The organism is Brevibacillus borstelensis (genome assembly GCF_036700025.1).
Taxonomy (GTDB): domain Bacteria; phylum Bacillota; class Bacilli; order Brevibacillales; family Brevibacillaceae; genus Brevibacillus; species Brevibacillus borstelensis.
The window spans coordinates 1,581,718-1,596,054 of record NZ_CP144922.1; the positions used below are offsets into that span (position 1 = coordinate 1,581,718).

A 14,337-nucleotide genomic window follows, 5' to 3' on the forward strand; every position below is an offset into this window, starting at 1 on the left:
ATCAAAATTATGTAGGGAAAGGTTGGTTTATATGTGTGGAATTGTCGCAATGTTTTCGAAACAGGCTCCCATCACTGCGATTGCTGTCGAACGTGCTACTCGTCAACTCTCCCATCGCGGACCTGACCGGCAAAGTATCTGGCTGTCCGAAAGCAAGCGAGTCGGATTGGGTCACGCTCGCCTCAGCATTATTGACCTAGAGACTGGAGACCAGCCTATTGCGAATGAAGATGAACGGCTTCACGTTGTCGTAAACGGTGAATTCTACGATTACGAGCGAATTCAGAGAGAGTTAGTCAAACGGGGGCACCGGTTGCGAACACGCTCTGACAGTGAGATCGCGTTGCATCTGTACGAAGAGAATGGACTCGGATTTCTTGAATACCTGCGCGGTGAATTTGCCCTGGTGCTTTGGGATGAAACCGAGCAACGCCTGTTGGCTGTGCGAGACCGTTTTGGGATCAAGCCGCTTTTTTACACAGTACAAGATGGGGTTCTATACGTCGCGTCGGAGATGAAGGCGCTGTTTGCAGCAGGAGTACCCGCGAAGTGGGATCATGAATCCTACTACCAGCACTTGTTGTTTTACAAGCATCTGGACCGTACGTTATTCGAAGGTGTTAACCAGGTTCCACCCGGCCACTACCTGCTTGCTACGGCTGATGGAATACAAATCAAACAGTATTGGGATCATCACTATCCGCTGGCAGACGCGAATTCTCTGCCACGCAGCGAAGAAGAGTACATCAGTGAAGTAAGGCATGCACTGGACGAGAGCATCAAGACACGGATGCGGGCCGACGTACCCGTTGGATTTCATCTCAGCGGAGGCGTTGATTCTTCAACGGTACTTGGGATGGCTGCCAGGCATCGGACGGACCCGCTGCAAGCATTTACCGTTTCGTTTTCGGATCATGCCTATGATGAAAGTGAAGTAGCGCGTGAGACGGCGGCCCATGTAGGGGCGGATTTTCATCTGATTCCGCTTGATCATACCGATTTTGCCGATCACGTAATAAAGGCCGTTTGGCATGCGGAAACGATTGGGATCAACATGAACGGCGTTGCCCGCTATTTGAAAAGCAAGGTACTCCACGAGCGGGGGATTCGCGTCGTGTTGTCGGGGGACGGCGCTGATGAATTGTTTGCCGGATACATATTTTCCCGATTGGATTTGCTGCTCGCCGGACTGGAAGGCCTGAGCGAAGAGGAGAAGCTTCGCAAACTGGACGAATTTTTGCAACATAATCCCTCTTTTAACCACGTTTCGATTCGCAGCTATCTCAACCAGTCATTGGATTGTTTCAACCAGACACTTGGATACACACCCGCCTGGATCCAGGCTGTGCATGCAAGCCGCATGCCGTTAAAACAGCTGCTCTCGCCCGATTTCGGAGCGCGCTTTGCCGAGTACGATCCGTATCGTGAATTTGTGAAAAAGCTGGATGTAGAAGGACAGTTGGCAGGGCGAGATCGCGTCACTCAAGTTCTTTATACGTGGAACAAGTCGATTCTGCCTAACCAGATCCTGTTTGCCGACCGTCTGGATATGTCTCATGGAGTAGAAGTGCGAATGCCCCTGCTTGATCACAAATTGTTTGAAGTGGTACGAAACCTTCCTGTATCGATGCTGATAAATCGGTTCAAAGAAAAGTATGCTCTTCGTGAAGCGGCGAAGCCCTACCTCACCCAGACCGTCTACTCCCGCCCCAAACAGCCGTTTAATGCTCCTCCTTCCACATTGGAAACGGACAACAAGTTGTTTCAGTTGACTCAGGATATGTTGAGAAGCGAGGTCATGGACGATGTTCCTTTCTTTGAGAAAAAACTGATGATCAAGCTGCTCGACCAACTCCCGCACATGGATAAAAGCCAACGCGTAAATGCAGATACCGTTCTGCTTCTGGTGCTCACCACATGCATTCTCCAAGACCAATACGTAAATAGCAGCAGTGAATCTTTGTCAAGAAAATCATAGAAACAAGGAGACGCGAATGGGGAAACTACGAGAGTTTTACAAGTCTTTTCATCCAATTGTCCACACGTTGTTACTAGGGATCATCCTGGTATCTGTAGCAAGAGGCATGAGTATCCCCTTCCTAGCTATCTATCTCGCCAAAACGACTGATCTGGATCCGGCACAGATTGGATTGATCATAGGGGTCGGTGCGATCGCCGGTACCTTTGGCGGCTTTATCGGAGGCACACTTTCCGATTTTATCGGCCGTAAAAAAGTGTTAATCGGCACGCTCTATGTCTTTGCTCTGGTTTTCTTCGGGTTTGTTTTAACCACGAATGTCCTGTTGATTTTTGTTTTGAACATTTTGCTGAATCTATGCATTTCGTTTTTCGATCCTGTGTCCAAGGCATTGATGGGCGATGTCACTCCACCGGAAAAACGGCTGCGACTATTCTCGTTCCGTTATACTTCGGTGAACATCGGTTTTGCCATTGGTCCGCTTCTCGGTACCGCTTTGTCCACCATCGATGACCGGGTGCCGTTTTTTGTGGGGGCGATTCTTTACCTGCTATACGTCCTCATTCTGCAATTCAGCTTCAAATACTTTGCCTATGAAGATATTCAAACAAAAGCGGAAGAGAAGATAACCATTCGGAGTGCTGTTCATGTCATCCGCCACGATAAGGTGCTGGGATTTTTCATCCTGGGCAGCATCCTGACGATGGCGGTAATGGGCGAGATGTCTGTTACGCTCTCTCAATATTTGAAAAATAGCTTTATCGACGGGGTCCGGTTATTTGCGATCTTGATGAGTATCAATTCAGTAGTCGTTATTTTGTTCCAATATTCGCTGACAAAATGGGCGGAACGGTTTACGCCGTTGATCAACATCGTGATGGGAAGCATTCTTCTGGCCATATCCGAGGCAGGCTTTGCGTATTCCGGCAGCTGGACGTTTTTTATCATATCCATGATCGTTTTCACGCTTGGAGAAATATTGATCGTCCCGTCTGAATACATTATCGTCGACCGCATTACGCCCGAAGGAATGCGTGGCACGTATTACGGAGCGCATACCTTTAACGGATTTGGCAACTTTATCGGCCCGTGGTTTGGCGGAATTCTGCTGGCAGAATACGGCGGCATTGCGATGTTCAACACGTTTGGACTGATTGCATTATTGAGTATTTTCTTCTTTTGGCGTGGACAAAAAATGTATGAAGTCAGAAGGGGCAATTCCGTCACTTCGATGTAAGGCCTGTTGAAAAGAAGCGCATTTCAAACGTCTTCAATAGGAGGTTGTTCCGCCATGCACGATCAAAATGTGGATGTGTCAGTCCACCTGCAATCGGTTGTCCGCCATGGTATTCCGAAAACATCCGGGGAGCTGAAAGTAGCAGCTTTGCACAAACCTGTTGACGTGTATCGGGACCACAGAGGCGTGCCTCATATTGAGGCCCGGACAGCAGCCGATCTGTATCTGGCACAAGGGTTTGTGACTGCTCAAGAACGCATGTGGCAGATGGATATGTCGCGCAGGCTAACAAGCGGGCGGTTGTCGGAAGTAATGGGCTCCTCGACGGTAAACTCGGATAAACTGTATCGCAAGCTTCAACTAAAAAGAGCCGCCGAGGATTCCCTGACCCAGTGTTCGCCAGCGACCAGAAAGATCCTGGACCGTTTTTCCCAGGGCGTGAACGCCTACCTGCGTCAAGCTGTTGAAGAAAACACGCTTCCGCTCGAATGCAATCTGCTGGGGTATCAGCCGGAGTTCTGGACGCCGATTGATACGCTGTTGATCGGCAAGCTGCTGGCAGCGAGCCTGAGCGAAAATATGAAAGCGGAAGTGTATCGCCATCTTTTGCGAAATCAAGTAGGCGATGAGTTGGCCAAACAACTTTGGCCTGTCTATCCAGCTGACGGCTTTATCACGATTTCCAGTCAACACACCGGGGGGAGCACTGTTTCCGAAAAGGAAGCTGATTTGCCCATAAACATTCAGATGGAATTGAGGAGTTTATTGCAATTTTTCACGGGATCAGGCGCCGTTGCCGGTTCGAACGGGTGGGTCGTTTCCGGAAAGCTGACGAAGAGCGGAAAGCCGCTCTTGGCGAACGATCCGCATCTCGGTATGGATACGCCGTCCATCTGGTTTCAAACTCATTTGCATCTGCACACTGAAGAAAAAACGTTGAATGTGATCGGGGTGACACTGCCCGGGGTACCCGGTGTCGTGTTGGGGCACAACGACTCCATCGCCTGGGGGGTAACGAATGCAATCGCGGATACACAGGATTTATACATAGAAAAGTTTAACAGCGACAATCCGCATCAAGTGTACCAGGAGGGCAAGTGGGAGGACGTTACCGTTGTTCGCGAAGTGATAGAGGTAAAAGGTGAGGCAAGCATACCCATGGAAGTGCGAATTACCCGTCACGGCCCTGTTTTGACAGACCACACTCCAGAAGTCTCAAAACGGGAAGAATACGGATTGTCTTTGCGATGGACGGCGTACTCTCCGGGCAGAGAGATCGAGGCGTTTTTGGAGATGAACAGAGCGGAGAACTGGGAGCAATTCAAACAAGGTCTGCAAAAAATCGTCTCTCCGGCACTAAATGTGTTGTTTGCCTCCAATGACGGCACGATCGCATTCAAAACCGTTGGAGCAATACCGATTCGTGCCAAAGGGGACGGACTGGTTCCCGTGCCCGGTTGGACGAATGAATTTGAGTGGAACGGGTTTATCCCTTTTGAGAAGTGTCCCGAAGTGGTAAATCCCGAGGAAGGATTTATCGTCGCGGCTAACAACAAAATCGTCAATGACTCCTATCCGTATCTGATCGCCCATTCATGGGATGCACCGTATCGGGCCAACCGGATTGCCAAGGTCCTTCGCGGCAGCAAAGAGTTTTCATCAGAAGATATGCGTCGTCTTCAAGCGGACCTTTTCAACGAACAAGCGACAACCTTGCTGCCTGCCTTGCTTGCATTGTTCAATCAGGTGCAGCTCACAGACGTGGAGCAGAAAGCGTTGCAATTATTGCAAGAATGGAATTATCAAGACGAGGCCGAGCAGGCAGCCCCCCTTATGTATCACTTGTGGTTCGATCTGTTGCGAAAACGATTGTACGAACCGAAATTGGGTCCTGCGCTGTATCAACTCATGGCAGATGGCACCAATGTGACAGACGCCATGCTGCTCGAAGCGGCAGCGGGTCGCGAAAACGACTGGATCAAACAGGCGGGGGGAATCAAAGAACTTGCCATCAGTAGCTTTATCAGCGCTGTGCAGCAAGCGGTTGACTTGCAGGGCGAGAACCCTCAAGCGTGGAGGTGGGGCGAATACCATCGAATCCGCTACACCCACCCGTTGGCAGCTATCATGAAATCTCTCGGGATTCCGGTAGAGGAACCGGATATTCCCATGGGCGGCAGCAGACAAACCGTGTGTCTGATGGGTTTTGACGGATCGGGAGTTGTGGGATACGGCGCTCCGTGGCGTCAGGTTGTCGATCTGTCCGATCTTGCCGGCAATTCCTTTGATATTGTCGCACCGGGGCAATCGGGCCATGTTTTTAGCTGCTGGTATTCCGATCAGGCAGTCCCCCATGCCGCTGGAGAACTGTGCAAGCAATGGTTCGCACCAGAAGAGTACCGAAAAGGAGACCTGCTGGTCCTTCATCCATAATCGTGAGGAGAGAAGGGCCAGGGTCTGGCTGTGCGATCAATTACCAAATTTTGCATGAAATTATAAAATTTGGAGGTCATCTGCAATGCGGCCATTCATGTCCGAAGAAACGCTTATGTATTCTACCATGGTAGAGATGCTGCAATCGAGAGCAAACGAGCGACCCAACCAGGAGGCTTACCGCTTTTTGCTCGATGGGGAATTGAACGAAGAGAGCATGACTTTCGCAGAATTGGACCGGCGGGCAAGAGTAATTGGAGCCAAGCTGCAGTACATGCAGGCGGTTGGGGAGCGCGTTCTGCTGCTTTATCAACCGGGGCTTGAGTATATCGCTGCCTTTTTCGGTTGTCTCTATGCAGGAAGTATAGCTGTACCTGCATACCCCCCGACTTCTCCTCGTCTCATACCGAGGATTCATGCCATTGCCATGGATTGTCAGGCAAAAATCGCACTCACGACTTCAAAATTGGCAGCGAATTTCAAAGAGAGTTTTGCCGCGCTCCCGGAAATGAACGGGGTAACGTGGCTGGCTACCGATCAAATAAGCGAGATCAGTGAAAATGATTGGAAGACCCCTGATCTGAATGGGCAATCTCTCGCATTCTTGCAGTATACCTCGGGTTCTACCTCTACTCCAAAAGGAGTGATGGTTCGACACGGAAACCTGCTGCACAATTTATCTGCAATAAAAGAAAGTTTCGGAATTACCCCGGAGGACCGTGGCGTTATCTGGCTGCCGCCTTATCACGATATGGGACTGATTGGTGGAATTCTTGAGCCGTTATACGCAGGCTTCCACACAACACTCATGTCTCCGTTTGACATGATGCAGCGGCCTCTGCGCTGGCTGCAAGCCATTTCCCGTACGGCCGCTTCTGTAAGCGGCGGTCCCAATTTTGCTTACGAACTATGCGTCAAGAGGATTACAGATGAACAGAAAGCCGAACTGGACTTGAGCAGCTGGGAAGTGGCCTTTAACGGCGCGGAACCGATTCGCGAAGAGACGATTGAACGTTTTGCGGAGGCTTTCGCATCTTGCGGATTTAAAAAAGAGGCTTTTTACACGTGCTACGGATTGGCTGAAGGTACGCTGTTCGTCTCCGGTGGAAACCGGTTAACACTTCCGGCCATCCAAAGGTTCGACAAGGAGGCGCTGACGGACAATCGGGTGCTTGAGCAGCCATCATCATCTGACACCGCTACCAGTCAGGCTCTGGTCGGATGCGGACAATCGGTTTCCGATCAAACCGTGTGCATCGTTCATCCGCAGACGCTCAGAAAGTGCGAGGCTGATGAAATCGGCGAGATATGGGTAGCCGGGCGAAGTGTTGCCGGCGGTTACTGGGGGAATGAAGAGCAGACGGCTGCTACGTTCAACGCATATGTGGCGGACAGCGGAGAAGGGCCTTTCCTCCGTACAGGTGACCTCGGGTTTTTGCAAAACGGCGAGTTGTTCGTAACCGGACGATTGAAGGATTTGATCATTATTCGCGGTCGCAACTACTATCCGCAGGACATCGAATTGTCAGCACAGAAGAGCCATTTTGCCTTGCGACCGGAATGCGCGGCATTTTCCGTCCAAGTAAACGGGGAAGAAAGGCTCGTCATTGTTTCCGAGATCGATCGTCATCACCGACAGGTTGACGTCGAAGAAGTAACCAGCTGCATCCGTCAGGCCGTCGCACAGGATCACGGGGTGCAGGTTTACGCGATCCAGCTTGTCCGTTATGGCAGCATTCCGAAAACATCAAGCGGAAAAATACAGCGCCGCTTATGCCGTGAAATTTACCTCCAAGACCGATTCCATGTCATCGGCAGCCACGTATTGGATGACGAACCATTCGAAGAAACGATAGACCCGACGGTGAATCGCGATGCTTTGTTGAGGATGGGACCGGAAGAACTCCAGACGGAACTGAAAGCGTATCTGGGCAATATCATACCGCGCGTCTTGCAAATCTCGTCCTCCCAATACGATGCCGGTCAGCATTTGAGCACGCTGGGAATGGACTCGGCGCGAGCGATGCAGCTCCAGTATACGATTGAAACAGATCTCGGGATCGTCCTGAATCCGACAGAATTGTTTGAGGTGGAAAGCTCGACCAAACTTTCAAAGCTGTTGGCGGAACGCTTGAATGGACATCACCAAGTGATCGCGAATGCGAGCAAGGGTGAAGAGGAGGAGTATTACGTGCCTCTCTCGCGCGGTCAGCAGGCACTTTGGTTTATGCATAAGCTGGCGCCGCACAGCAGTGCGTACAACATCAGCAAAGCGGTCCGCATAAAGGGGCAGATGAATGTTCCCGTACTGATCGAATCGTTCAACGAACTGGTGAGCCGGCATGACGTACTGCGAACAGCGTATCCCGCACTGGAGAACGGACTGCCGCTTGGATACGTGCGCAAAAACATCGAAGCGAACGTGAAAATTGAGGATGCATCCACTTGGGATACGATCACCCTGCATCAACGCATGGAAGAAGAGGCGCACCGACCGTTTGATCTGGAGAAAGGGCCGCTCATGCGCGTGCAGCTCTTTCAAACAGCTCCGGAGGATCACGTTTTGTTGTGGTCGTTCCATCATATTGTGATAGATCTGTGGTCATTTGACCTGTTGTTTTCAGAATGGAGCCAGTTGTATACGAAAAAAGCCGCAGGAGAAAAATCGTACCTCGAGCCGGTATCCGTACGGTTTGCCGATTATGTGCTCTGGCAAGAGAACATGCTTGCTGATCGCGAGGGAGCAGATCAATTCGCGTACTGGGAAAAAAGGCTGTCAGGAGAACTTCCGATCCTGAACATGCCAACCGATCATCCGCGGCCGCTTGTTCAGACGTACAATGGGGCTGCCAAAACCATTCGACTGAATGGGCAAACGACAGTTGCATTGAAGCAGCTCAGCAAAACGTACAAAACTACCTTGTATACGGCGCTGTTGGCCAGCTACGCTGTGCTGTTGCACCGTTACGCTGGTCAGGATGACTTGATCATCGGCTCCCCGATGGCAGCCAGATCCCGGTCGGAGCTGGTAAAACTGGTTGGCTATGTAACGAACCCTGTACCGATCAGAGTTGATTTGTCAGGAAATCCGGACTTTGTCACCTTGTTGAAAAAAGTGCGCGGGATCGTATTAGAGGCGTATGCGCACCAGGATTATCCGTTTGAAGTGCTGGTAGAAAAACTGCAGCAGGAACGGGACGCCAGCCGTTCACCGATCTTCCAGACCGCGTTTGTCATGCAAAATGTGGGCGGCAGTTACAGGAGACTGGCTCCATTGATCGCTGGCGGTCAAAAGGAAGGAATCGAGCTGGGCAACCTTCTTCTGGAACCAGTAGAGCTCAACGAACAGGCAGCTCCATTTGATCTGACGATGACGGTCGTCGAAGTAGGTGATGTTCTCTCGATTGAGCTGAAATACAATACCGACCTGTATGAGGAACCAACGATCGATCGTCTGTTAAACAGCTATGCGACGCTGTTGACCGAGATCGCAAATGATCCGACCCAGCAAGTCTCCACGCTTCCGATTCTGTCGGCGGAAGGAAAAACACATCTCCTGGAAATGCACCATCCAGCGGCTGCCTTTCCGAAAGAGCAGTGCATCCATCAATGGTTTGAACGCCAAGCAGCGCTTCATAAAGGAGAAACTGCGGTTGTTTGCGGAGACGAACGGATTACCTACGGTGAATTAAACAGCCGGGCAAACCAATTAGCCCATCATTTGCAACAGGAGGGGATCGGTCCGGATGATCTTGTCGGGATCTCCGTAGAGCGGTCCATCGAGATGATCGTGTGCATTCTCGGTGTGTTAAAAGCTGGCGGAGCATATGTGCCTCTTGATCCGGCCTATCCAAAAGAGCGCTTGGAGTTCATGCTGAAAGATTCGGCAGTCCGTATTTTGCTGACCCAGAAGCGACTGTTATCCGATTTGCCAAAGAGCGATGTAAAGACTTTGTGCGTAGATTCCGATTGGGACGCAATCGCTCAAAACAGCAGCGAAAATCCGGCAAGCGGCACAACACCCGATCACCTGGCCTACGTCATCTATACGTCCGGATCGACCGGGAAGCCAAAAGGCGTGCTGATTCCTCATTACCAAGTCATCCGCCTGTTCCAAGCAACAGAACCGTGGTATTCGTTTACGGAGCAGGACGTGTGGACGATGTTCCATTCCTATGCCTTTGATTTCTCCGTTTGGGAAATTTGGGGAGCATTGCTTTACGGCGGACGCCTGGTGATCGTTCCTTATTGGATCAGCCGCTCGCCAGAAGAATTCTATCGAGTGCTTGTCAAAGAAAGAGTGACGGTTCTGAACCAAACACCTTCGGCCTTCTCGCAATTGATGAAGGCGGAAGAGACGATCGGCATGTCAGACGATCTCGCTCTGCGCCTGGTGATCTTCGGCGGTGAGGCGCTTGACATTCCGTCGCTTGGTCCCTGGTTTGATCGTCACGGCGACAAACGTCCGCAGTTGGTGAATATGTACGGGATCACGGAAACAACCGTTCACGTCACGTATCGCCCGCTCTCGAAGGCGGACGTGGATAAACAGGCGAGCTTCATCGGGCAGCCGATCCCGGACCTGCGAATCTACATCCTTGATCAGCAGCTTCAGCCTGTGCCGATTGGGGTGGCAGGAGAGATGTTTGTAGGAGGGGCGGGTGTAGCACGGGGGTACCTGAATCGCCCGGAATTGACGAAATCAAGATTTATTGCGAATCCGCACAACGAATCGGAAATCCTGTATCGAACCGGTGATTTGGTTCGTTTCCATGCCAACGGAGACATCGAGTATTTGGGTCGCATCGATCACCAGGTAAAAATCAGGGGATTCCGAATCGAGCTGAATGAAATCGAAGCGGTGATCGCAAAGCATCCCGAGGTACGGGACAATATCGTACTTGCCCGAAATGATTTGCACGGGGAAAAGCATCTGGCAGCGTATGCAGTGGTTGCGCCAGGCAGCTCCCTCGGTTCAGCGGATTTGCGCCGTTTTCTCCAGGAGAGACTTCCCGCTTTTATGGTGCCGTCCTCTTTCTATCTGCTTGATGCACTGCCGATGACAGAGAACGGCAAGGTAGATCGCAAGGCACTGCTTGCTATTTCACCATCAAAACCGGAATCGGAAGCAGTCTATGTGCCGCCTGCCACCGCGGAAGAAGAGATTTTGGTTTCCGTATGGGAAAACATCCTTCACGTACAGAAAATCGGCATCGACGATAACTTCTTTAATCTGGGCGGCGACTCGATCCGCAGCATTGCCATCCTGTCTCAGGCGAGGGAACGCGGGTTGGATTTATCCATACAGGATCTCTTTCAGTATCAAACGATTCGTGAATTGGCTGCAGTTGCGAAACGGGTTCAACAACATGAAGAAAGTACAGGTGGAAAAGAGCCATTCGGACTGATTTCTGCGGAAGACCGCCTGTTGATTCCGCAACAGGTGGAGGACGCTTATCCGCTGAGCATGACACAAGCGGCATTCGTCTATCACAGCGAGATGTCGTCCGATTATCAGGTCTATCTTTCCAGTTATCGCGTACGCTGCCTATTCGACCAAGCCGCTTTGGAAGAGACCCTGCAGCAAATGGTTCAGCGCCATCACATCTTGCGCACGTCATTTGACATCAGCCATTTCAGTCAGCCGCTTCAATTGGTATACAGAGAAGCTGCCATATCTTTGCACGTAGAAGACCTGCGGCACTTGTCCCATGAGCAGCAGCAGGAACACTTGTCTGCCAGACTGGAGCAAGAGCGGAAAACACCGTTTGATTGGCAGAAACCGGGATTATGCCGTTTTTATGTCTGCCGTTATTCTGATGAAGAGTTCCAGTTGGTGCTGATTGAGCCGTTCCTGGACGGTTGGAGCGTCGTGTCCCTGATCACCGAGCTGCTCACCGATTACGCTGCATGGGTTACGAATGGACAGCGACCCGAGAAAGCGCCTTTGCAGAGCTCCTATCGCGATTTTGTGGAGCTGGAGCAGAAGACGCTGCAATCGGAAAAAGCGCGCCGTTTCTGGAACGAAAAGTTGAGTGACTGCGTAATCACACCTTTATACCGTTGGCCTAAATCTGAAGCCAAACAGGACAACAGCAAAGGCCGCATCTGGGTTCCGCTTTCTGCCAAAGTGAGCGAGGGATTAAGAAATCTGGCCAATACCACAGCCATCCCGTTGAAAAATGTCTTGCTCGCCGGGCACCTCAAGGTGTTGAGCATGCTGACAGGACAGACGGACGTGATCTCCGGTTTGATCGCAAACGGGCGTCTGGAGCATACTGACGGCGATAAAGTGCTCGGAATTTTTCTAAACACACTGCCGCTTCGGGCGGAGCTGTCGCCAGGCACCTGGATCGATCTGGTGAAGACGGCGTTTGATTCTGAACGGGAAATACTGCCCTATCGGCGATATCCGCTTGTTCAGCTGCAAAAAGAACACAGCTCGGGTCAGCCGTTGTTTGATGTAGTGTTCAACTACACCCATTTCCATATCGCAGAGAGCTTGCACAGCGTGCCAAATGTTGAAATCATCAATGCCGCGCAGTCCGATTACACCTATGTTCCGCTGACAGCGCAATTTACGGTAGACATCAACACGTCACAGGTTTTGTTCGCGCTTGATTTTGAAACGGATGAATTAACCGAAGATCAGGTGGAAACAATCGGACGCTATTATCAAAACGTCCTGGAGGCAATGGCGGAGAATCCGTTAGGCCGTCACGAGATACAATCCTTCCTGACAAAAGAAGAGACGGATAAGCTGTTGGTCGAATGGAACAGCAGGCGTGCGGACTACCCGGTGGACCAACTCTTTCATGCGCTTTTTGCAAAACAGGCAGGAAAGACGCCAGAGAAGCCCGCTGTTGTTTTCGACGGCAAGGAATTGTCTTACGCGGAATTGGAGCGGAAATCCAATCAACTCGCTCGCTTTTTGCAAGCCCGCGGAGTCGAACGTGACGTCTTTGTCGGTTACTTTGGGGAACGCAACCTGGAGTGGGTGATCTCGATCATGGCAATATGGAAGGCCGGTGGCATTTATGTTCCGCTCGATCCTGCCTATCCGAAAGAACGCTTGACGCACATGATCGAAGATGCAGATTTGAAGGTACTGCTTACGTACGATCGCTTGCTTGGCGTGTTTCCAGAGAAGAACAACATTTCCCTATGCTTGGACAGAGACTGGGAGACAATCGCACAAGAGAGCAGCGAGCCGGTAAGCGCGAACGTGAAGCCGGAAGATGTCGCCTACGTCATTTACACATCAGGTTCTACCGGAAAACCAAAAGGCGCGATGGTAGAACACCGAGGAATGGTAAACCATCTCTATGCAAAAATCGATGACCTGGGCATGACAGAGGCGGATCGTGTAGCGCAAAACTCGTCCCAGTGCGTCGACATCTCCGTGTGGCAGTTGTTTGCCGTGATGTTGACCGGAGGCCGTGTTGTGATTTTGAAAGACGAAGTTGCCTTTGACCCGTCACGACAGCTCGATGCAATGGCACACCTCCAATTGACGATTGTGGAAACGGTCCCTTCATTGCTGCGGGCGATGCTGGAAGAGATCGCGTTGCGTGATTTTAAACAACCTGATTTGTCTTCGCTTCGCTGGATGATTCCAAACGGCGAGGTGTTGCCGCCTGAATTGTGCAAAAGATGGCTTGGTTACTACCCGAATGCCTATCTCATCAATGCATACGGACCTACGGAGTGTTCCGATGATGTGTTGCATCACTTTATCAAAGAACCTCCGGGAGAAGAGGTGGCGACAATTCCGATCGGCCGACCCATCGCCAATATGCAGATGTACGTCCTGGATAAAAATAGGCAGCCGGTACCAATTGGGGTAGCTGGAGAGCTGTACATCGGTGGAATTGGGGTGGGGAGGGGCTATCTGAATGCTCCCGAGAAAAACGCCCAGACGTTCCTGGAAAATCCGTTTACGCAGGACGACAACCCTCGACTGTATAAAACTGGTGACCTCGTTCGTTACCGTCCGGATCGTTCTTTGGAGTTTCTGGGACGGATCGACTATCAAGTGAAAATACGCGGTTTCCGTATTGAACTCGGAGAGATAGAGACACTGCTCGGCAAACATCCGGCAATCGAGCATGTAACCGTGGTTGCACGTGAAGACGAACGAGGCGAGAAGCAATTGGTTGCCTATTTCGTTGCCGCAGCGGGCATGAAACCGACGAAAGCGGAGCTGCGCGATTTCCTCTCGCAAGAAATTCCGGAATATATGATCCCGTCGTCGTTTATGCAGCTCGAAGAGTTCCCGCTGACGCTCAATGGAAAAATTGACCGGAAAGCGCTGCCGTCCCCTCTGACAGATGTCGAGGAAGAGCAATTTGTCGCACCGCGTTCAGAACTGGAACAACAGCTTGCTTCGATTTGGGGAGAGGTGCTGGGATATAAGCGAGTGGGTATCCGTGATCACTTCTTTGAGCACGGTGGCCATTCCTTGTTGGCCACACAGTTAATTTCCCGGATTCGCAAAGCGTTTCAGATTGAATTGCCACTCCGGGCATTGTTTGAAGCTCCGACTGTAGAGCAACTGGCCGAGCTGGTTCAACAGGCGCTGGCTCCTCAGAGCGTTCAAACCGAGCTGGCTGATTTGCTCGAGCAGATTGAAAATCTATCAGATGAAGAAGCAGAGGCTTTGTTGAGCCAGTTGAAAGAAAAGTAAATC

The 14,337-nt window shown here is 51.1% G+C and carries 4 protein-coding genes; all 4 read left to right on the forward strand.

The window, feature by feature from the left end:
* The first annotated feature begins 49 nt into the window (after positions 1–49).
* The 4 genes from asnB (at position 50) to V5G20_RS07355 (ending at position 14,334) form a co-directional block, all read left to right on the forward strand.
* A complete protein-coding gene (asnB, locus tag V5G20_RS07340) occupies positions 50–1,978 on the forward strand; it encodes an asparagine synthase (glutamine-hydrolyzing) (protein ID WP_338463304.1) in 1,929 nt (642 codons plus the stop codon).
* Positions 1,979–2,084: 106 nt separating this feature from the next.
* Positions 2,085–3,215 carry an MFS transporter gene (locus V5G20_RS07345; protein ID WP_003389554.1) on the forward strand — a complete coding sequence of 377 codons (1,131 nt, stop codon included), beginning with the start codon at positions 2,085–2,087 and terminating at the stop codon, positions 3,213–3,215.
* A 54-nt stretch (positions 3,216–3,269) separates the two neighbouring features.
* On the forward strand, positions 3,270–5,648 hold the full coding sequence (locus V5G20_RS07350) for a penicillin acylase family protein (protein WP_338463305.1): 2,379 nt from the start codon (positions 3,270–3,272) through the stop codon (positions 5,646–5,648).
* Positions 5,649–5,733: 85 nt separating this feature from the next.
* The gene (locus tag V5G20_RS07355; RefSeq protein WP_338463306.1) at positions 5,734–14,334 is read left to right on the forward strand and encodes an amino acid adenylation domain-containing protein; all 8,601 of its coding nucleotides are present in this window, start codon (positions 5,734–5,736) and stop codon (positions 14,332–14,334) included.
* The last annotated feature ends 3 nt before the right edge of the window (positions 14,335–14,337 follow it).